Annotated in this window: 16 protein-coding genes; 7 read left to right on the top strand and 9 right to left on the bottom strand. The window is 65.4% G+C overall.

What is annotated here, in order from left to right:
- Window positions 1-35: 35 nt before the first annotated feature.
- A complete protein-coding gene (locus tag ACE3TH_RS08645) occupies window positions 36-1,193 on the top strand; it encodes a bifunctional 2-C-methyl-D-erythritol 4-phosphate cytidylyltransferase/2-C-methyl-D-erythritol 2,4-cyclodiphosphate synthase (protein ID WP_374599239.1) in 1,158 nt (385 codons plus the stop codon).
- Here the strand turns inward: ACE3TH_RS08645 and ACE3TH_RS08650 are convergent.
- Complete coding sequence (locus ACE3TH_RS08650) at window positions 1,190-3,499, bottom strand: spermidine synthase (RefSeq protein WP_374599241.1); 2,310 nt, start codon at window positions 3,497-3,499, stop codon at window positions 1,190-1,192. The two genes, ACE3TH_RS08645 and ACE3TH_RS08650, sit on opposite strands and share 4 nt — an antisense overlap.
- 81 nt (window positions 3,500-3,580) lie before the next feature.
- Here ACE3TH_RS08650 and ACE3TH_RS08655 point away from each other — a divergent pair, with 81 nt between their 5' ends.
- Together ACE3TH_RS08655 and ACE3TH_RS08660 are read left to right on the top strand one after the other, a co-directional pair.
- The gene (locus tag ACE3TH_RS08655; RefSeq protein ID WP_374599243.1) at window positions 3,581-4,072 is read left to right on the top strand and encodes a CinA family protein; all 492 of its coding nucleotides are present in this window, start codon (window positions 3,581-3,583) and stop codon (window positions 4,070-4,072) included.
- A complete protein-coding gene (locus ACE3TH_RS08660; RefSeq protein WP_374599245.1) occupies window positions 4,069-4,302 on the top strand; it encodes a sulfurtransferase TusA family protein in 234 nt (77 codons plus the stop codon). Before ACE3TH_RS08655 ends, ACE3TH_RS08660 begins: the two co-directional genes overlap by 4 nt.
- Here ACE3TH_RS08660 and ACE3TH_RS08665 read toward each other — a convergent pair.
- Entirely contained in the window at window positions 4,268-5,116 is an 849-nt protein-coding gene (locus ACE3TH_RS08665) for a YihY/virulence factor BrkB family protein (RefSeq protein WP_374599344.1), read from the bottom strand. The genes ACE3TH_RS08660 and ACE3TH_RS08665 overlap by 35 nt on opposite strands.
- 249 nt (window positions 5,117-5,365) lie before the next feature.
- On the opposite strand from ACE3TH_RS08665, the gene ACE3TH_RS08670 reads away from it, so the two are divergent.
- Window positions 5,366-6,685, top strand: coding sequence for a diguanylate cyclase domain-containing protein (locus tag ACE3TH_RS08670; protein WP_374599247.1), 1,320 nt, complete (start codon window positions 5,366-5,368; stop codon window positions 6,683-6,685).
- Window positions 6,686-6,800: 115 nt separating this feature from the next.
- Here ACE3TH_RS08670 and mfd read toward each other — a convergent pair whose 3' ends face one another.
- On the bottom strand, window positions 6,801-10,235 hold the full coding sequence (gene mfd / locus ACE3TH_RS08675) for a transcription-repair coupling factor (RefSeq protein WP_374599249.1): 3,435 nt from the start codon (window positions 10,233-10,235) through the stop codon (window positions 6,801-6,803).
- A gap of 14 nt (window positions 10,236-10,249) precedes the next feature.
- The gene (locus ACE3TH_RS08680; protein ID WP_374599251.1) at window positions 10,250-10,567 is read right to left on the bottom strand and encodes a succinate dehydrogenase assembly factor 2; all 318 of its coding nucleotides are present in this window, start codon (window positions 10,565-10,567) and stop codon (window positions 10,250-10,252) included.
- Window positions 10,568-10,682: 115 nt separating this feature from the next.
- Here ACE3TH_RS08680 and recG point away from each other — a divergent pair, with 115 nt between their 5' ends.
- Window positions 10,683-12,770 carry an ATP-dependent DNA helicase RecG gene (gene recG / locus ACE3TH_RS08685; RefSeq protein ID WP_374599252.1) on the top strand — a complete coding sequence of 696 codons (2,088 nt, stop codon included), beginning with the start codon at window positions 10,683-10,685 and terminating at the stop codon, window positions 12,768-12,770.
- A 22-nt stretch (window positions 12,771-12,792) separates the two neighbouring features.
- Here recG and ACE3TH_RS08690 read toward each other — a convergent pair whose 3' ends face one another.
- The 4 genes from ACE3TH_RS08690 to kdsA are packed head-to-tail and all read right to left on the bottom strand — an operon-like array spanning window position 12,793 to window position 17,236.
- The gene (locus tag ACE3TH_RS08690; RefSeq protein ID WP_374599254.1) at window positions 12,793-13,899 is read right to left on the bottom strand and encodes a DUF3089 domain-containing protein; all 1,107 of its coding nucleotides are present in this window, start codon (window positions 13,897-13,899) and stop codon (window positions 12,793-12,795) included.
- Complete coding sequence (gene rfaD, locus ACE3TH_RS08695; protein WP_374599256.1) at window positions 13,896-14,897, bottom strand: ADP-glyceromanno-heptose 6-epimerase; 1,002 nt, start codon at window positions 14,895-14,897, stop codon at window positions 13,896-13,898. The genes ACE3TH_RS08690 and rfaD overlap by 4 nt, the downstream gene beginning before the upstream one ends.
- Window positions 14,894-16,348: a D-glycero-beta-D-manno-heptose 1-phosphate adenylyltransferase gene (gene rfaE2 / locus ACE3TH_RS08700; protein ID WP_374599258.1), complete on the bottom strand. Its 1,455-nt coding sequence runs from the start codon at window positions 16,346-16,348 to the stop codon at window positions 14,894-14,896. The genes rfaD and rfaE2 overlap by 4 nt, the downstream gene beginning before the upstream one ends.
- 18 nt (window positions 16,349-16,366) lie before the next feature.
- Entirely contained in the window at window positions 16,367-17,236 is an 870-nt protein-coding gene (gene kdsA, locus ACE3TH_RS08705) for a 3-deoxy-8-phosphooctulonate synthase (protein WP_374599260.1), read from the bottom strand.
- Window positions 17,237-17,335: 99 nt separating this feature from the next.
- Between kdsA and ACE3TH_RS08710 the strand changes: the two genes are divergently transcribed.
- Window positions 17,336-18,784 carry a deoxyribodipyrimidine photo-lyase gene (locus tag ACE3TH_RS08710; RefSeq protein ID WP_374599262.1) on the top strand — a complete coding sequence of 483 codons (1,449 nt, stop codon included), beginning with the start codon at window positions 17,336-17,338 and terminating at the stop codon, window positions 18,782-18,784.
- Here ACE3TH_RS08710 and ACE3TH_RS08715 read toward each other — a convergent pair.
- Window positions 18,781-20,355, bottom strand: a complete 1,575-nt coding sequence (locus tag ACE3TH_RS08715) for a cryptochrome/photolyase family protein (RefSeq protein ID WP_374599264.1) — start codon at window positions 20,353-20,355, stop codon at window positions 18,781-18,783. The genes ACE3TH_RS08710 and ACE3TH_RS08715 overlap by 4 nt on opposite strands.
- A 14-nt stretch (window positions 20,356-20,369) precedes the next feature.
- Here ACE3TH_RS08715 and sseA point away from each other — a divergent pair, with 14 nt between their 5' ends.
- On the top strand, window positions 20,370-21,185 hold the full coding sequence (sseA, locus tag ACE3TH_RS08720) for a 3-mercaptopyruvate sulfurtransferase (protein ID WP_374599266.1): 816 nt from the start codon (window positions 20,370-20,372) through the stop codon (window positions 21,183-21,185).
- Window position 21,186 lies beyond the last annotated feature (1 nt).

Genomic DNA, 21,186 nt, shown 5'->3' on the forward strand with positions numbered 1-21,186 from the left:
TCGTCAAGCATGAGCGCGGCGATTAGAAGGCCGGGATGACATCCCCCCTCCCCGCCTTTGCCGCCATCGTCGTGGCCGCCGGCTCCGGCAGCCGTGCCGGCGGGGCCAAGCAGTGGCGGGACCTGGGGGGGCAGCCGGTGATCCGCTGGTCGGTCGAGGTCCTGCTGAACGCCGGGGCGGAGGACGTGGTCGTGGTGGTGGCGGGCGCTGCCGAGCCCGAAGCCCAAGCGGCGCTTGCGGGCCTGAGCGGCTGGCGCACCGCGATGGGCGGAGCGACTCGGGCGGAGTCTGTGCAGAATGGCCTTATGACCTTGGGCGGGCCGGCCGAACGTCCCGTGCTGATCCACGACGCCGCCCGTCCATTGCTGGATCGCGACGTTGTGGCGCGTGTGCTGGCGGCCCTCGAACATGCCGACGGGGGGCTCCCCGCCCTGCCCGTCGCCGACAGCCTGCGGCGCGGGGCCGAAGATCTGGTCGCCGGCGAGGTCGGACGCGAAGGCCTATGGCGAGCCCAGACCCCGCAGGCGTTCCGATATGCCACCATCACCTCGGCCTATGCCGCCTGGCCCACCGGGGAAGTCGCTACCGACGAGGCCACCGTTGTGCAGCGCACGGGCGGCCGGGTCCGGATTGTTGCGGGCGACGCCCGCCTGATGAAGCTCACCTATCCAGAGGATTTCGCCATGGCCGAGGCCTACGTCCCCCGTCAGATCCGTGTCGGCCAGGGCTTTGACGCCCATCGCTGGGGGCCGGGTGAAACGGTGTGGCTGTGCGGCGTCGAGATTCCTCACGATCAGACCCTGATCGGCCATTCCGACGCGGACGCCGGGCTGCATGCCCTGACAGACGCCATTCTGGGGGCCATGGGCGATGGCGACATCGGCGATCACTTTCCGCCGACCGACGCCCAGTGGAAGGGGGCGTCGTCCGACCTGTTTCTGATCCATGCGGTCGAGCGCCTGTCCGCGCGGGGCGGACGGCTGGTCAATGTCGATGTGACCCTGATCTGCGAACGACCCAAGGTGAAGCCGCATCGTCAGGCCATGCGCGAGCGCCTGGCCGAACTGCTGGCGCTTCCGCTGGATGCCGTCAGCGTCAAGGCGACCACGACCGAAGCAATGGGCTTTACGGGACGCGGTGAAGGCTTGGCGGCGCAGGCTCTGGCCACCATCGAACTGCCCGTTCGCGCCTAGGTCTGAGGCTGCGGTGGGAAATATCGCCGCTGCATCGCGCCGAACAGATTGACGTAGTCATCCGTCCAAGCCGCGACGTCGGTATCAGCAGGATCGATCCAGCGCGGGTCGAGACGGAAATCCGCCAGGCCCTGCTCAGTTGGCGACAGGATCAACACCTCGGTGGAGGCTTCGGCAAGATCGGGCGTGTCAGGCCCCTGATAAGTAATCTGATGCAGCTTGGGCCGTCCCAAAGCTTGGGCGGCAGCGATGGCGGGGAGAGTAATATCCAGATTGCGGTTCGAGAGGTGCAGGACCACCACGCCGTCAGACTTTACCTGTTTCAGATAGCCCTCGATCGCTTCGACCGTCAGCAAATGCGTCGGCACGGCGTCCGAAGAAAAGGCGTCGATCACTAGCAGGTCGTAGCTGCCGACAGGCTCTTTCGCCAGCGTCAGTCGCGCGTCGCCCAGAACCGTGCGTACCGGTCCCTGGGCGCAGTCCGAGATGTAGGTGAACCATTCCGGATCCCGCGCCAGACGGTCGACCATCGGATCGATCTCGAAGAAGGTCATGCGGTCTTCGGCGCGCTTGTAGGCCGCCATGGCCCCCGTCCCCAGACCGACGACGCCGATATTCGCCGGCCCGCGTCGCCCAACCATCAGGGCTGATTGCCCGATCGGCGTCGTCCGTGCGTAGTACATGCGAGGCTCGCAAGCGAATAGCGGATTTCGCGACTGAGCTCCGTGATAGGTCGTGCCATGCGTCAGAACATGGACGTCCCCACCCATCCGGTCATCCCGCACGTTAGCGATGCGAACTACACCGAAGAAGCTGCGGCCCGAGAAGCTGGTATCGTGGCCTCGGCCGACCCACTGAGCCGAAAGAGTCATGAGCAGCAGGATGCCCGTGAACGCCAGGGCCCGGTCTCTCAGCAGATAGGCACATACGGCGGCCGGGAGCAGCAGAAGGATGGTCAACTGCGGCATCATCAGCGGTGATCTGGCGTAGAATATCGTCCGGGCGTAATCGTCCGCATTCAGGGCGATGGAGATCAGCACCGGCGCGGCCGCGGCAACGAGCGCGATCATCACGGCTCCCCACTGACGTGGCGATAGCTCTCCCTTGCCCCACGGTCTGAACAGGCCGACGAGCAACAGCACCAGTGGGTATTCCCAGACCATGTCAAACAGCAGAGGCGCGATCAGGGCGGTGAACGCCCCGCCCAGGACGCCGCCGAGCGACATCAGTAGATAGAACTCGGTCAAGCGGTCTGGCGCAGGCCGTCTCGCCGCCAGCAGTTGGTGGCACATCAGGGTGAGGAAGAAGAAGGCAAGGATGTTGACGGTGAACGCCTGCGTCCACTCGATGGACCGGAAGGCCACCAGCACTACCCCTATGGCACCCAAGGCAGCGGACAAGACCATGGTCACCGGCAGCGGAATCCAGGGCCGCGCCTGGAATGCTAAGACGAAAGTGAGCAGGTATAGCGACAGTGGAACGACCCAAAGGAAGGGAGCGGACGCCACGTCAGTCGACAGATGCGCCGTAACCCCCAGCATCAAGCTTGATGGGGCCGCAGCCAGAAGCACGAACCTGATCTTCTCTTTCCATGGGATCGGCACACCTTGGGCGAGGGGTGCCGGCTCGTGAGAGTGATCAAGCCGTCGGGTCCAGACTACCGCGGTCAGGGCCAGGACCATCAGGATGAACAGGCCGTAGCCCAAGCTCCACCCCAGACGCTGCCCCGACAAAGTTGCCAGGGGCTCGATCAGAACCGGATAGGACAGCAGGGCCAGAAAGCTGCCCAGGTTCGACGCGGCATACAGCACATAGGGGTTTTGGCCATCCGCATGCTCAAACCTCACACGCGCATACCAGGCTTGCAGCAGCGGCGCTGTCGCCGACAACACCGCGAACGGAGCACCGACCGACACAGTCAGAGTGACCAGCAACCAGCCGATCGGAGCGGAAGGATCGGGATCGCCCAGCCAGCCACTGATCCGGAGTGGCAGGAATAGTGCCGCCAGCACCAGCAGTACCAGATGGACCCCGACCTGAGTCCGGATCGAGCCGATGCGCTGCAGCAGGTGCGCATAGCCATAGCCAATCAGAAGTGCGGTCTGGAAGAAGACCATCGCTGTATTCCACACCGACGGCGAACCACCCAGCATGGGCAGGACGAGCTTGGTCACCATCGGCTGAACGCCAAACACCAAGGCCGCCGAGGTGAAGATAGCCAAGGCGAATAGCAGAGGGGTCAGGCGGTCTGCAGACGGACGCCGGGGGGAGACCTCCATCTGCGGGCTGAGGGTCGTCTCAGTCATAGTCGGCTCATGAAAGGTCTTCCGGTCCCGCGGCGATCCACTACCCTAGACCAGAACCCCGCCGCTTCGGAAAGCCCAACCATGTTCCCGGACGACATTGCCCTTATAGCCCGTCAGGTCGTCGTGGCCGCAGCGGCCAGGAACCTGATTATTGCGACCGCTGAAAGCTGCACGGGCGGTCTGGTGGCCGGGGCGCTGACCGCCGTTGCCGGGTCGTCTGCCGTGGTGGACCGAGGGTTCGTGACTTACAGCAATGCGGCCAAGACCAGCATGCTGGGCGTACCGGCGGACCTGATCGGAACGCACGGTGCCGTGTCAGAGTCCGTCGCACGCGCCATGGCCATCGGCGCGGTCGATCGGTCCGACGCAACGGTTTCGGTCTCCATAACCGGGATAGCCGGACCCAGCGGAGGCTCGGAGGACAAGCCGGTGGGCCTGGTGCATTTTGCAGCCTGCGGTCCCGACGGCGTTATTCATGCGGAGCATCGCTATGGCGACATCGGGCGCGACGGCGTTCGGCTGGCCAGCATTCGGACCGCGCTGGAGATACTGCTTCACCGGATCAAAGCATGACCGTGATCGATGCCCGCGGTCATCGTTGCCCTGTGCCCAGTCTGAGGTTGCAGAAGGCGCTGCAAACGGCATTGCCCGGCGCGCAGGTGACCTTGCTGGCCACCGATCCCATGGCCCGGATCGATGTACCCTTCCTGATGGACCAACTGGGCGGTCAGGTCGTCGCTATCGAGGAAACTGACGGCGTGCTGTCGATCACCGTCGTTGCGCCCGGCGATCCGACAGTTTGACGACAGTCTCCGGCAAGGGCTCTACGGGGGCCAGTTCCGGTGCACCCTTGGAACGCGTGGCCAGTTCCATCTCTGTCGTGAAGGCCCCGCCATAGAAGATGGCGTTGACGTTCCAGGACAGCCAGATCAGCAGCACCACGACCGCACCGACCGAGCCATAGGTGGCCCCCAGAGGCGCAATTTGCTCGACGTAGATGGCACACAGCCACGACGAGATGGTCGACATGATCGTGGCGACTATGCCGCCCACCAGCGACGGAAGCCAGGCCACGGGCGCACGGTGCGACATGGCATAGCGGTAAAGAAGGGTCAGGCCGATCGCCAGACCTAGCGCTGGCCAAAGGGCGTCCCAGCTCCAGTTGGATACCAGCCGCCCCGGCTCGTCCGCGCTGGCCCGCTCGATGATCCGCGAGGTGACGACCGCACCCGACACGACGGTGAAAAGCAGGAAAGCAAATACGGCTACAAAAAAGGCCAGTAGGTTGAACTTGAAGAAGCCATGCGGCTCTGTCTCGTCATGTATGAGATTAAGTCCGGCCAGCAAAGCTTTGAATCCTCGATGCGCTGCATAGCCGCCGATGATCAGGGCGAAGGCCGATTGGGCCGACACCGTCCTGGCCGAGGCGTTGGCCAGCCGGTCGATTTCGGCCATGAATATGGCGCGGGCGGCATAGGGCATGACGTCGGCCAGGGCGGCCGCCTGCTCGCTGACCTGGCCGATCGTCAGCACCGCCTTGTAGAAGCCGATCAGGATGGCAATGGCCGGAAACACGGCCAGCAGGGCGAAGAACGAGACCCCGCCGGTGTACAGCATGACGTCGCGGCCCCAGCTGCGCGCGAAGGCCTTGACCGCCAGGCGACCCCAGAGCGCAGGCGTGGCCCATCGCGTCGCCGGGTGCGTATTCTTTTCAGATAACAATCCGGTCCCCACAACCGCCCTACAGCCGATCACCATAGCCCATCTGAAGGCGGGGGAAAGCCTCTCGTCGCTGTTGCTCCGCTTGGGGTGCGGTCGCTATGTTCGGCCTACGTCGAATCCGGTCGGCGCTGGAGATGTCAGCCCTTGAGTTCCGATCCTCGCATTCTGGTCGTCGCCCATGACGACGCGGTGGTCGGCCCGCTGTGCCAGGGGCTGGATGCCTTGGGCTGGCGGACAGTCACGGCGCGTTCGCTGGCTGCGGCACTGACGGTGCTAATGGACTGGCCGCTGGAGGCCGTCATTCTGGACGCCCGGATCGAAGACACAGAAGCCAGTGTCGAGGCACTGAGGCTCGCCGTTGCCCCGCGCCGCCTGCCGGTTCTGGCCATCGGACACGAGGCGACACAGTGGGTGGGTACCCAAGCCGATCTGGTCATGTCGGTCGCACCGCATCCGGCGCAGGCGGCCCTGCGGCTGGAGGCGCTGGTTCGCTCGGCCATTGCGGAGGAAGAGGTCGCCCTGCGCGAAACGACCTTCACTGCGCGCGGCGAGCCGTTGAAGCCGGTCGATGTCGATGAGGCCCCTTTGCGGGTCCTGGCGGCCGGCAAGGCAGACCGGCATTTCCTGGCCCTGTCCAATGCGCTGGAGGTCCACGGTTGCGAGGTCGTCGCCGCCCCGACGCCCTATACCGCCTTCGACTATCTGCATGAGCGGGCCTTCGACGCCGCCGTCCTCTGGGGGGCAGAGGATCACGCCCCGGCTCTGTCCATCGCCTCGGGCATGAAGCGGAATACCCGCCTCTATCACATCCCGGCGGTGCTCTATCTGCGCGGTTCAGCCGAAATCAATCTGGCGGAGTTGTATAATCGTGGCTTTGCCGACGTCGCGGCCGCCGATACGCCGGAGGAGGAGACCGCCGACCGGATCGTCGCCCTCGCCCGCGCCCATCGTCGCCATGTTGCCATCCGCAAGTCGCTGGAAAGCGCGCGCGGCTCCGGCCTGACCGACCCCAATACCGGCCTGTTCACCCCTGAACTGTTCGCCAGTCACCTGGCCCGCGTCGCCGAGGGCGCGCGCCTGCGTCGTCGTCCTCTGTCGGTCGCGGTGCTGCGCGTGAGTGAGACGGAGCCCGTGCGTGAGGCTCGGCGCGGCGGCTGGCTGGATCGCGCCCTGCCTCAGATCGGCACCATGGTCTCGCGCCTGATCCGGACCGAAGATACTGCGGCCCGCCTGGCTCCCGACATCTTCGCCCTAGCCCTGCCCGCCACGCGAGGTGGCGCCGGCCGGATCGCGGCGGATCGCATCGCCGCCGTCATCGGCTGCACCGCCTTCGAGGCCGGACCCGACAAGACGCCCTTCGTCGTCGAGTTCGAATGCGGCGTCGCGGAAGTTCAGCCGGGCGAGAGCCCCGCTGCCGTGCTGGAGCGGGCATCGCGCGACATCAATGCCGCCCGCCAGAGCTAATCGGTTGAGTTGGACGCCGTCCAACTCGGCTAAGATTTCGCACCGGCATAGTTCTGGAGCCTGATTCACGGCATCAGCGGAATCGCGAAGCGATTCCTCCGCAGCCGATCAGACTCTAGGCTCCGGCCACCCGCGCAAGATCGCTGGTGATCCGCTCGGCCACTTTTAGTCGCTCTTCAGGCGTGTCCCAGTCGCCCTTAACCACGATCTTCTGATCCGGACGTATCTTCCAGAAGGCGTGGTTCTTCTGGATCAGGCCGACCAGACCCATCGGATTGGGGAAGGCGTTGTTGCGCAGGGTCAGGACGGCCCCCTTTGGCCCGATGTCGATGCGCTCGATACAGGCCGTCTTGCAGTTCGCCTTGATACCAACGATCCGCAGCAGTTGTTTCGCCTCATCCGGTAGCGGGCCAAACCGGTCGATCAGTTCGGCGGCCAGTGCTTCGCGCTCCTCGGTCTTTTCCGCATCCGAAAGACGACGATACAGGCTGAGACGTACATTGAGGTCCGGCACGTAAGCTTCTGGAATCAGTACAGCCGCGCCCACATTGATGGCGGGCGACCAACCCCTGTCGATCTCGCCGCCTTCGCCGTTGGACTTCAGCTCCGCGACGGCGTCTTCCAGCATCTGCTGGTACAGTTCGACGCCGACCTCTCGGATGTGACCCGACTGTTCGTCGCCCAGCAGATTGCCGCCCCCACGCTGATCCAGATCGTGGCTGGCCAGCTGGAAGCCTGCGCCCAGATTGTCGAGCGACTGCAGCACCTGAAGTCGTCGTTCGGACGACAGCGACAGCGGCCGCTTCGGATCCGTGGTCAGGTAGGCAAAGGCCCGGGCCTTCGCCCGTCCGATCCGGCCCCGGATCTGGTGCAACTGGGCCAGGCCGAACATGTCGGCGCGGTGCACGATCAGGGTATTGGCCGTCGGCACGTCCAGCCCGCTCTCGACGATGGTGGTCGACAGCAGCACGTCATAGGTGCCGTCATAGAAGGCGCTCATGACCTCTTCCAACTGGGTCGGGCTCATCTGACCATGGCCGACGACGAACTTAACCTCGGGCACCTGCTCGCGGAGGAACTGCTCGATGTCAGGCAGGTCCTTCAGGCGTGGCGCGACATAGTAGGCCTGGCCGCCACGGTACTTCTCGCGCAGCAGCGCCTCGCGGATCAGAACCGGATCCCAAGGCGTCACATAGGTGCGAACCGCCAGCCGGTCGACCGGAGGGGTGGCGATGATCGACATCTCGCGGATGCCCGACAGCGCCATCTGGAGCGTGCGCGGGATCGGCGTGGCGGTCAGGGTCAGCAGGTGAACGTCGGCCCGAAGCGACTTGAGTTTCTCCTTGTGCTTGACGCCGAAGTGCTGCTCTTCATCAACGATAACAAGGCCCAGGTCCTTGAACCCGACCTGCTCGCTCAAGACGGCATGGGTGCCGACAACGATCTCGAACGTGCCGTCCTTCAGACCCGCGCGGGTCTCGGACGCATCCTTGGCCGCGACCATGCGCGACAGGTGCCGCACGGTGATGGGCCAGCCCGCGAACCGTTCGCTGAAAGTCTTGAAGTGCTGGCGGGCCAGCAGCGTCGTGGGGCAGACCACGGCCACCTGCTGCCCAGTCATGGCGACCACGAAGGCAGCCCGCAGCGCCACCTCGGTCTTGCCGAAGCCGACGTCGCCGCAGATCAGGCGGTCCATGGGCGTGCCCTTGCCCAAATCTTCCAGCACGTCGCCGATAGCGTTCAGCTGGTCGTCCGTCTCCTCATAGGGGAAGCGGGCGCAGAACTCGTCGAACAGACCCTGCGGTGGCGTGATGGCTTCAGAGGTCCGCAAGGCCCGCTTGGCGGCCAGGGCTATGAGCCCCTCGGCCATGTCGCGCAGCCGCTGCTTGGCCTTGGCCTTGCGCGCCTGCCAGCCAGCCCCGCCCAGACGGTCCAGCTGGGCACCATCGGCATCGCTGCCGTAGCGGGTCAGAAGATCAATATTTTCAACCGGTAGATAGAGTTTGCTCTCACCGGCATACATGAGTTCCAGACAGTCGTGCGGGGCTTCCTGGATCTCCAGCGTCTTCAGGCCCTCATACCGCCCGATGCCGTGATCGAGGTGGACCACCAGATCGCCCGTCGTCAGAGCGGACGCCTCGGCCAGGAAGTTGGACGCGCGCCGCTTCTTGCGTGGACGCGCCAGCCGGTCGCCCAGCATGTCGGTCTCGGAGATGACGGCGACATCGTCCGTCTCGAACCCATGCTCGACCGGCAGGATGCCGCGCAGATAGACATCTTTCGGCGCGGCCTGGACATCTGCCCAGTCACGCACGGCGATGACATGCTCCAGCCCGTGATCGGCCATCATTGATGCCAGGCGATCGGACGAGCCCTCTGTCCAGGACGCGAACAGCACCCGCTTGCCCGCAGCCTTGAGCGCCTCGGCATGGCGCGCCACGGCTTCGAACAGGTTGATGCTGTCCTGCGCCCGCTCGGCGGCAAAGCTGCGGCCCAGACGTCCGCCCCCATCCTCACCCGGGACCGCCAGAGGCGAGAACCGGCGCACCCATCGTCCGGCCAGTGCGCTGTTCCAGTCGCCGGCGTCCAGATACAGCCGCTGTGGCGGCAGGGCGCGGTTTGCGGCCCCGGCCTTGGTCATTGAAGCATCACGCCGGGCCTCATAGGCGTCGGCCGTCAGGGTCCAGCGCTCGGCCCGCGCTGCCTCCACCTGATTGTCCAAAAAAAGTCGCGCGTCGTCCGGCAAATAGTCGAACAGCGTCTCCAGCCGGTCATAGAACAGAGGCAGCCAGTGCTCCATGCCCTGACGTCGCGCGCCCTCGCTGATCGCCGAATACAGAGGGTCGTCACCCGGCGCACCGAACAGGGTTAGATAGCCGGTGCGGAACCGCGAAATGCTGTCGGGGTCCAACAGAGCTTCGGACACAGGAGCCAGGGCGACGGAGGTCTTCTGTCCGGTCGATCGCTGTGTTGCCGGGTCGAAGGTACGGATCGACTCGAGTTCCGAGCCGAACATGTCCAGACGCACGGGCTCCTCAAAACCGGGCGGATAGACGTCGATGACGCCGCCGCGCACGGCGAACTCGCCCTTCTCCGACACGGTCGAGGCCCGCATATAGCCATTGGCCGCGAAATATCGCTCGAGCTGGCTCGTATCCAGTTCGGTGCCGGTCACGGCCTCAAACCCTGCGGCTTCGGTGACCTCTCGCGGCGGCGTGCGCTGCATGGCGGCCCCAACGGTCGTGACGACCAGCAGCGGTCGTCGATCCGACGGGTCGCGCCGCGCCAGTCGTGTGAGTGCCGCCATCCGTTCTGCAGAGATGGACGATGTCGGGCTCAAGCGGTCGTAGGGCAGGCAATCCCAAGCTGGAAACTCGACGACTTCAATATCCTTGGAGAAGAAGCCGAGAGCCTGAACGAACTCGCCCATGCGGCCGTGGTCGCGTGCGATGAAGAGGCCGACACCCCCGTCCACCCTCAATCGCTCGGCAACGGTCAGGGCATCAAGCCCTTCCGGCGCACCGCCCAGCTCGCGATCATCGCGCCGCATCGCCTTGCCGTCCATCAACCCGCCCCCTCGGCCACGGCCGCGGCCACATGGGCGCGCATGAAGGCCCTGATCTTTGCCATCAACGGCGTGTCGTGGACGTCAGGGGTCGGGCGGCTCTCGATGATCCAGGCATAGAGTTCATGGTCGTCGTCCTGGGCCAGCAAGGCCTCGAAATCGTCCAGCTCGGTGTCCGTCAGCGTTGGCCCGACCTGATCGGTGAACGGCCCCAGCACCAGGTCGGCCTCGCGGAACCCGCGCCGCCACGCCCGGAAGGCGATCCGCCCAAGCCGGTTCCGTTTGTCGTCCGTCAGACATGCGTGTGTATCGGTCACAAGGTTCCTTGCCCGGTCGTTCCGTTGGATGTGGTCGGCCGCGTCGGTCACCCGTGCGCAACAGGATGATGCAGATAGCGTTCCAACCGGCCTTTCGCCAGCTATGCTGCAGGTCATGAGGCCGCAGATTCTCTTTCCCATGTTCGCGGAGGTCTCCAGCCTGAAGGGCGTGGGGCCGAAAATCCTGCCCCTGGTCCAGAAACTGGCCGGGCCGCTGGTGCGCGACCTGGCCTTTCTGTCTCCGTCCGGCCTGATCATTCGCCGCCCCATGACCGCCGTCGACGCGGTCGAGGGGCAGGTCGGCCTGTTCGAGATCGTCATCGACCGGCTGATTGTGCCGGGCAAACCGGGTGCACCGATCAAGGTGCGCGCGACGGACCAGACCGGCTTCGTCCACCTGATCTGGTTCGGAGGCTCGGCCCAGCATATCGACCGCCTGCTGCCCAAGGGCCAGAAGCGGTGGGTATCGGGCAAGGTCGAGCGGTTCAACAACGAGGTCCAGATCGTCCACCCGGACATCTTCACCCCGGAACAGGCCGCCGATATTCCCGCCGTCGAGCCCGTCTATCCGGCGACACAAGGGCTGACCTCTCGGGTGGTCCGCAAACTGGCCCAAGCGGCACTAGTCCATGTCCCCGAGCTCGCAGAGTGGCAGGATGCGGCCTGGCTGGCGAAGATGCGCTGGCCGAGCTGGCATGAGGCGCTGAACCGGCTGCATGCGCCATCTTCCGAGGCGGATCTGCTGCCAGAGGCCCCGGCACGCCAACGCCTGGCTTATGATGAGCTGTTGGCCCATCAGATGGCGTTGGCCCGCCGCCGGCGCGCCCGAAAGATCACCCCGGCACCTCGCATCATGCCAGGGGACGCCTCGACCCGGTTGGTGGACGCCCTGCCCTTTCGCCTGACAGGTGCCCAAGCGGAGGCCCTGGAGGACATTCGGCGCGACCTGGCATCGGGCGGGCAGATGGGGCGGCTGCTGCAAGGCGATGTCGGCTCCGGCAAAACGGCCGTGGCCGCCCTCGCCCTGGCGGATACGGCGTCTTGGGGCTTCCAGGCCGCCTTGATGGCGCCGACAGAAATCCTCGCACGTCAGCATTATCAACGTCTTGCGCCATTGCTCGAAAACGCGGGTGTAACCAGCCTTTTGCTGACAGGGCGGGACACTCCATCCGAGCGGCGCGAGCGGCTCGCGGCCCTGGCATCTGGTCGGGCCCAGGTCGCCATCGGCACCCACGCGCTGTTCCAAGATGCCGTCCGCTTCGACCGACTGGCCCTGGCCGTCATCGATGAACAGCACCGTTTCGGGGTAAACGAGCGCCAGCGACTTCAGGCCAAGGGCGACCCGCGCACCGGCGGCGTTCACCTGCTGACGATGTCGGCCACACCCATCCCGCGAACGCTGGAACTGACCCAGTATGGCGAACTGGAGGTGTCGCGCCTGATGGAAAAGCCGCCGGGCCGCACGCCCGTCACGACCGCCGTCTTGCCCCAGACCCGCATTGGCGAGGTCGCCAAACGGTTGAAAGCCGCGCTGGCTAGTGGAGCCCAGGCCTACTGGATCTGCCCCCTCGTCGCCGAGAGCGAAACCATCGACCTGGCCGCCGCAGAGGCTCGCGCCGCCGATCTCCGCCGCCTTCTGAAGGTCGAGGTCGGCCTGGCCCATGGCCAGATGCCGGGCGCTGAACGCGAGGCCGTCATGGCCGATTTCGCGGATGGTCGACTGCCCTTGCTGGTCGCAACAACCGTGGTCGAGGTCGGTGTCGATGTCCCGAATGCGACGATCATGGTCATCGAACACGCAGACAGATTCGGCTTGGCCCAGCTTCATCAACTCAGAGGACGGGTCGGTCGTGGAGCCAAGGCCAGTGCCTGCATCCTGCTGTATGGCGGCGGCGATGACGGGCTGGGAGAGACGGCTCGAATGCGCCTCGAGACCCTGCGGCGGACCGAGGACGGTTTCGAGATCGCCGAGGAAGACTTCCGGCTACGCGGCGGTGGCGACCCGCTGGGTCTGAAACAAAGCGGATTTCCGGCCTATCGCTTCGCCGATGCCATCCGTCACCGCAGTCTCTTGCTGGCGGCAGCCGACGATGCGCGCCTGATTTTGGGGAGCGATCCGGACCTGACGTCTCCACGCGGTGAGGCGGTTCGCGTGCTGGAAGCGCTGTTTGACTGGCGAAACGATCGAGCGTCCGCAGACTGACGGCCAGCCAACTGAACCGACCTTAAGCCGCTGGCCCGTCAGCATACATCCTTAGCCTTGCCTGAACGTCACGTTCAATATCGCCGTAAAACAGATTGTAAGGCCTGGACTTTCGCCTATCAGACCAGCTGCCGGAAGGCTTGAAAGACTCTGACGTCGGTGGCGAATGTCTCAGGACACCGTCCTCGCATCGCGTCGCAATTTCGCGGGCCAGCAGAGCTGGCCGGGCCCCCCATTCGAGACCGGTGGCATTCGTCGCGCCGGCGTGAAGCCTTGCCGATACCGCAGTGTCGCCGGTGCTGCCCGTGACAGGGTTGACGCACAGAGCCGCGCGGCCATCCAGATTGACCAGCTGACCCCCCGCGTCCCAAACCAGAGCCCTTCTCAGACGCCGAGACGCGGCACCATCGTTGTCGTCGCTGACCGGCGACCAGCCGACGATGCAGCCTGTCTGGATTCGAGACCGGCATGCGGGCAATTGCGGCTGTAGCGCCTGCGCGGGGGTCACCACATCGATCAGATAGACGGCGACGACCCGTCGCCGGATCGCCGGATTGCCCGCGACCTTTTCCCGAACCAGGCGCTCCAGCAACTCTCCGCCCTGTTCGACGCCTGCGAGGAGCAACGGCCCCGTCGGATGGCGCGCGAGCCAGACATCGAAGGCGGCGGCCACGTCGCGATAGGCAAAGGCGCGAGCTTCTCGCGCATCCTCGCGCGAGGTCAGGCGGGTATAGAGACTGGCTTGGCGATAGCGCGGCGCGCTGATGGCCCCGGCCATGGCGAATGGCCCAGCGTAGTTCGGCAGGACGACGCGCCTCAGATAGCGATCTGCCTCGACATCAGCGATGGGGCTATTCCAGTCTCGACCGCCGTCGAACGTTGTGGAGTGCAAGAAGAAGACCGCTGCGGTCCCGGCCTGCGGCACACGTGCTTCGTTCAGGGCCCAGCTGTCGGCTTGGGCATAGTCGGGCGCGGGCGGCGGCGTATAGGTCTGGAACGGCACACCAGGGTCCAGCCAAGCCTGCAGAATGTCTCCACGCCAGATCGCGATCGCCAGGGTCAGGACGGCGATCAGAGCAAAGCCGGTCCAGCCGACCCACTGCCTGAACGTCAGCCGCGTGCGCGTCAACGATAGGCGTCCGGTCGTGACAGGAAGCCCTGGACGTAGCGACGGACCCCCTCCTCCAGCGGCGTGGACTGGCCCGAATAGCCTGCGGCGCGGAGCCGCTCCATCCGAGCCTCGGTGAAGTACTGATATTTGTCGCGGATGCTTTCGGGCGTATCGACATAGTCGACCCTGGGAGCCTTTCCGGCTGCGGCGAATGTCGCATGCGCCAGGTCGAGAAACGACCGCGCCTGGCCCGATCCGGCATTGAACACGCCCGACACGGACGGCGTATCCAGCAGCCAGGCGATGATGTCGACCACATCGTCCACGAAGACGAAGTCGCGCATCTGTCCGCCATCGGTGTAGGCAGGGTTGTGCGAGCGGAACAGGGTCACCGCCTCGTCGGCCTGCACCTTCGGCCATATCTGGGCCACGACCGACTTCATACCACCCTTGTGGTATTCGTTTGGGCCATAGACGTTGAAGAACTTCAGCCCGACCCACTGGCTGGGTGACTGCCCTTGATCAGACTGCCGCGCTGCATATTGATCGAACAGCATTTTCGAATACCCATAGGCATTTAGCGGCCGTAGCGCACCCAGTGCCTGAGGGCTGTCGTCATCCGCAAAACCCGCCTCGCCATCGCCATAGGTTGCGGCGGATGAGGCATAAATCAGCCGCGCATCATGAAGCGCGCACCAATTCCAGAGGTCACGCGACAGGCTGAAGTTGGTGCGCATGATCAGGTCCGCATCCGCCTCCGTCGTCGAGGAGATGGCGCCCATATGGACCACGGCCTCGATTGCCTCGGCATGGCGACCCAGCTTTTCGAACAGTTCCTCGGGCTGCCAGAAATCGGCGATGGGGTGTTTGGCGATGTTCTTCCATTTGCCTAGGGCCGCGTTTTCCAGACGGTCGCAGACGACCACGTCGTAGCGATCCTCGCCGCACAACCGGGCCACGATGTTGGAGCCGATGAAGCCCGCGCCGCCGGTCACCACGATCATGCGCCGCGTCATCCGTCCATCCTCATCTTCTCGATCGTGCGCGTGGTGGAATAGCCGTCCTCGAAGGTTGCCAGCCGCACGACGCCGCCCCAGCTCTCGACCAGATCGCCGCCGACAACACCCTCGCGCGTGTAGTCCGCGCCCTTGATGAGGACATCGGGCCGCAGTCGCTCTATCAGCGCCAGGGGCGTCGGATCGTCGAAGGCCGTCACCCGATCGACGGACTGCAACCCGCCGATGACGACCGCCCGACTGTCCAGATCGTTGATCGGCCGCCCCTCTCCTTTCAGCGCGCGGACCGACGCGTCCGTGTTCAGCGCCACCACCAGTCGGTCGCACCAGCTGCGCGCCTGGGCCAGATAGGCGACGTGGCCGCGGTGCAGGATGTCGAAACAGCCGTTGGTGAAGCCGACCTTCAGCCCTTGCCGCTTCCAGCCCTCGACGACATGCGCCAGATCATCCAGCGGCATGACCTTGGCATGGGCGCTGGCGGCATGCTGGCTCATCTCGGCGTCGATCAGCTCGGCAGGCGTCACGACCGCCGTGCCCGCCTTGCCGACCACCACGCCCGAAGCCAGGATCGCAAACTCCACCGCCGTCTCCAGCGACGTGCCGGCACCGAGCGCGAGCCCCAGCGCCGCCAGCCCCGTATCGCCTGCGCCCGAAACGTCGAATACCTCGCGCGCACGACCGGGGAAGTGCGCGACAGGTCCGTCTCGCCGCATCAGGCTCATGCCCTTGCCGGCGCGTGTGACGACGACAGCCTTGGCCGTGGTGGTCGCCAGAAGCGCCGCCAGCGCCGCCTCGACCTCTTCATCCGTTTCGACCGGCAGGCCCGTGGCCCCCGCCAGTTCGCTGGCGTTGGGCTTGATCAGATCGACGGCCCCATAGCGCGCGAAATCCCGACCCTTGGGATCGACCACAACCGGCACACCAGCCGATCGCGACGCCGCGATGGCCTTGGCGATCATGGCGTCGCTGACCACGCCCTTGGCATAATCTGACAACAGAATTATAGAAGCACCTGAAAAGGCGTCGCTATCGGCTGCAGCGATCGGGCTGTCCTCGTCGTCCAGCCGAAGTAGCTGCTGACCAGCCGCGACGAAACGCGTCTTGATGATGGTGGCCGCACCCACGCGCTGCTCGAGCGCATTCTCGATCCCGTCTTCGGCCGAGATAAGCCCGATCAGTTCATCGCCGGCCGCGTCCTGCCCGACCAGGGCTCCCAAACGCGCCACGCCGCCCAGGGCCGCCACATTGCGCGCGACATTGCCGACGCCGCCCGGCATGGCCGTCGTCCGGCGCGTCTTCAGCACAGGGATGGGGGCTTCCGGTGAAATGCGGCTGACCTCGCCATAAACGTAGCGATCCAGCATCAGGTCGCCCACGCAGGCGATCTTCAACCCGCGCACCTTCTCCAGAAGAGCCTGCAGTTGTCCGAGGTCGAGCGTCCGTTCAGCCATGCCTAGGGCCTATCGGATTCACGCCGCTTTCGCCATCCGGCTCTTGGTCAAGTCGTCATAGGCGATGAGTTCGGCGGCCAAGGCTTCGAACTGATCGAGCGGTACCATGTTCGGGCCGTCCGACGGGGCATTGTCCGGATCCTGGTGGGTTTCCATGAAGACGGCGTCGACGCCAACGGCCACGGCCGCCCGGGCCAGCACCGGCACGAACTCACGCTGGCCGCCCGAGGACGTCCCCTGCCCGCCCGGCTGCTGGACGCTGTGGGTCGCATCGAAGACGACCGGGCAGCCGATGTCGCGCAGCACCGGCAGGGCCCGCATATCCGACACCAGGGTGTTGTAGCCGAAGCTGGCACCGCGTTCGCAGGCCATGACATTCGGATTGCCCGCGCCGGTGACCTTGGCGACGACGTTCTTCATGTCCCAGGGAGCCAGGAACTGACCCTTCTTGATGTTGATCGCCTTGCCGGTCGCTGCGGCGGCCAGCAGCAAGTCGGTCTGGCGGCTGAGGAAGGCCGGGATCTGCAGTACATCCACGGCCTGGGCGGCGATACGGCAATGCTCTTCGGTGTGGACGTCGGTCAGGACAGGCATACCGGTCACTTCGCGGATCTCGGCGAAGATCGGTAGCGAGCCTTCCAGGCCGAACCCGCGGGCGGCGGTGGCGCTGGTGCGGTTCGCCTTGTCGAAGCTGGTCTTGTAGATGATGCCGACGTTCAGCCGCTCGCCGATCTCCTTCAGCGCATGGGCCATCTCCAGCGCGTGCTGGCGGCTTTCCAGCTGACACGGGCCGGCGATGAAGACGATCCGCTGGCCGCCACCGATGGAGACGGGGCGGGTCAGGCCGTCCTTGATGTCGATGATGGCGTTGGGCTTTGACACAGGCATGGACTTTCGGCTTGGAGAGACGGCGCAACTGACGCACCTATGCGGCGATCAGGTGGCGTCGGACGTTGGTGTTCGCAAGCTATCACGGAGCGCGACCGCATGACCACCAAGGCCGACGACCGCCCCCTCATCCTGTGGTTCCGTCAGGACCTGCGCCTGGCCGACAATCCGGCGCTGGACCATGCGGTGAAGAGCGGCCGTCCAGTCGTGCCGGTCTATATCCTGGATCAAGGCAGCCGCGTCCGGCCGATAGGTGCCGCCTCGCTGTGGTGGCTGGACAAGTCTCTGCGGGCGCTGGCGCAATCGCTGAAATCACACGGTGCCGAGCTGATCCTGCGGCGTGGCGACAGCGAATCGGAACTGCGTCGTCTGATCGAGGAGACGGGGGCCGAGGCGGTCTACATGAACCGGCTGTTCGAACCCGATGCCTTTGCCCGCGACGCCGATATCGCCCACGGCCTTCAGGCCGACGGCATCGACTGCAAGGGCTTCAACGGCACGTTGCTGTGCACGCCGGGAAAGGTGCTGAATGGCTCGGGCCAGCCCTACAAGGTCTTCACGCCCTTCATGAAGGCCTTGCTGGCCGAGGCGACGCCCCCTGCCCATGTCGCGGTCCCGCGCGCGATCAAGAGCCTACAAGGTGTGGCTTCCGACAAGATTGATGACTGGGGCCTGCATCCCGCGCGCCCCGATTGGTCCAAGGACTTTGGTGGCACACCTGGGGAGGCCGGGGCCAAAGCCGCGCTGACGGCGTTTCTCGGGTCAGCCGCCAAGACCTACAGCCGCGACCGCGATCTGCCGGGCAAGGCAGGCACCAGTCGCCTGTCCCCTCACCTGCACTTCGGCGAAATCAGCCCTTGGCGGGTCGTGGAGACCGCGCGGGAGAGCGAGGCTGCCGGCAAGGAAGCCGAGAAGTTCATCTCGGAGATCGTCTGGCGCGAGTTCTCGGCCCATCTGCTGGCCGCCTTTCCGCAGATCACGACCGAAGCCTTCCGCCCCGAATACGACGCCATGCCTTGGCGCAAGGACGCGAAGGGTCTGAAGGCCTGGCAGACCGGCCAGACCGGCTATCCGATCGTGGACGCCGGCATGCGCGAGTTGTGGGCCACGGGCATCATGCACAATCGCGTGCGCATGATCGTGGCGTCCTTCCTGATCAAACATCTGCTGATCGACTGGCGCGAGGGCGAGGCCTGGTTCTGGGACACGCTGGTGGATGCCGACCTGGCCTCCAACGTCCAGAACTGGCAGTGGGTGGCGGGCTCGGGGGCCGATGCCGCCCCCTATTTCCGCATCTTCAACCCCATCACCCAGGGCGAGAAGTTCGACGCCGACGGCACCTATGTCCGCCGCTGGGTGCCGGAGGTGCGCCGCGTGCCGGACAAATGGCTGCATTCGCCCTGGATGGCCCCGCCGGAGGTGCTGCGCGAGATCGGCCTAAGGCTCGGTCACGACTATCCGCGTCCGATCGTGGACCACGCCGAAGGCCGCGCCCGTGCCCTGGCGGCTCTGAAGACCGTCGCCAACAAGGAAGATCCGGAGCCCTAGTCGGTCGGGACCGCGCCCAGCATGGTCCTGCACGCCTCCGCTTCGGCCAATAGAGCCTTTCGCTTTTCCGCGCCGAAGTTTTCCAGCGTTCGATAGGGCATGGCCAGTCGGACGTTGTCCCGCAGGCGCTTTTGGTTGCGCTCCAGAAAACCCCAATAGAGGCGATTGAACGGGCACGCCCCCTCGCCCGCCTTAGCCTTCACATCGTAGCGACAGCCGCCGCAATAGTCGCTCATCCGGTCGATATAGGCTCCAGACGCCGCATAGGGCTTGGATCCCACGATGCCGCCGTCCGCAAAGGTCGCCATGCCGCGGGTATTGGGCATCTCCACCCACTCATAGGCGTCGGCATAGACGGTCATGTACCAGTCATCGACCGCGTCCGGATGCACCCCCAGCAGCATGGCCAGATTGCCGGTGACCATGAGCCGCTGGATATGGTGCGCATAAGCATTGTCGCGTGAAGTGGCGACGACGTCGGCGATACAGGCCATGTCGGTCTCGCCAGACCAGTAAAACCACGGCAGTTTGCGGTCCGCGTCCAGGAAGTTGCGCTTTCGATACTCCGGCACCTTCAACCAATAGACGCCGCGCACGAATTCCCGCCAGCCCAGGATCTGGCGGATGAAGCCTTCGACCGCATTCAGGGGTGCTCGCCCCTTGCGATACTCGGCCTCGGCGCGCCGACAGACGTCCAGCGGATCGACCAGACCCAGATTGATCGAGGTCGATATCAGGCCGTGCCACATCCAGGGCTCGCCCTCGGCCATGGCGTCTTGCCAATCTCCGAACGACGGCAGAATGTCCTTCAGGAAGTCCGCAACTACGACCTCAGCCTGTTTTGCCGTCGTGGGCCAGCCGAAGTAGTCCAGGCTGCCGAAGTGACCGGGAAACAGCCGCTCCACGTCCGCGATCGCCTCCTTTGCCACTGCGTCGGGCGTGGTGCGCAGCCTCGTGGGCGGCCGCAGCCCCTTCGTCAGCTTCTTGCGGTTCTCGGCGTCATAGTTCCACTGGCCACCCTCGGGGGCCTTGCCGTCCATCAGGATGCCGGTCTCGCGCCGCATCTCGCGATAGAAGAACTCCATCCGCAGAGCCGACTTGCCCGAGGCCCAGCGGCGGAAGCGGTCGTGTGAGCAGATGAAGCGTCGGTCCTCGCACACCTCAACCGGTACCTTCGCCGTCTCGGCGAAGGCGGCCAGGGCCTGAGCCAGCCGCCATTCCCCGCACTCGGTGATGGCCACAGCCTCGAAAGGCTGGTCCTCCAGAGCGCGATCCAGCTCCGTCGTGATCGAATGGGTGTTGTCCGGATCGTCGATCCGCACATAGCGCACGGTCACACCCCGGTCCTCAAGCCGCAGGGCAAAACTCCGCATGGCCGCAAAGATCAGGGCGATCTTCTGCTTATGGTGCTGCACATAGGTCGCCTCATCCCGGACCTCGGCCATCAGGACGACATCGCGCGAGGCATCCAGCCCCTCCAGCGCAGACAGGCTATCCGAGAGCTGATCGCCCAGGATCAGTCGCAGCGTGCCCCTGCCCGCCCTGGTGGCGGCTGTGCTAGTCTGGCCCAATGACCTCTCCCCTGATGTCCACGACCGAACTCGCCACGCGGATGAACGATCCCGATCTTCGCATCGTCGACGGATCCTGGCATCTGGATGGGCGCGACGCCCGGGCCGATTTCGAGACCGCCCGCATCCCAGGTGCCGTCTTCTTTGATCTGGACGCCATCTCAGACCATACCAGCGACCTGCCGCACATGCTGCCGACTGCCGCAGCGTTCGCGGAGGCCGCCGGCGCGCTCGGTATCGCCGAGACGGACACCATTGTCGTCTACGACACCCACGGCCTGTTCTCCGCCGCTCGCGTCTGGTGGACATTCCGGGTGATGGGGGCAAACAGGGTCGTCGTCCTAGACGGCGGTCTGCCTGCGTGGGGAGACGAGGGCCGTCCTGTCGAATCCGGGCCACGCCCTGCGCCGCCGGCGGCAAATTTCCGCGCCACTTTTGACGGCAACGCTGTTGTCGACGTGCCCACCGTCATGGCGGCCCTGACCGGCGATGCCCAGGTCGTCGACGCCCGCCCCGCCGCCCGGTTTTCGGGGCAGACGACGGAGCCACGTCCCGGCCTGCGCGCGGGTCATATGCCGGGCGCGATCAATCTGCCGATGAAGGCGGTCCTGGACGACACCGGTCGCCTGAAGCGGGGCGAGGCTCTGGCCGAGACGTTCCAGAACGCCCGGGTGGACATCGACCGCCCCATCGTCACGACCTGCGGCTCCGGCGTCACGGCGGCCGTCCTCAGCCTGGCCCTGGCGGAACTTGGCAGCGACAGCCGCCTGTACGACGGCTCCTGGGCCGAATGGGGTGCCCGGTCGGACACCCCGGTTCAGATCGACTAGG

It is taken from the genome of Brevundimonas sp. (assembly GCF_041919755.1).
Classification (GTDB): domain Bacteria; phylum Pseudomonadota; class Alphaproteobacteria; order Caulobacterales; family Caulobacteraceae; genus Brevundimonas.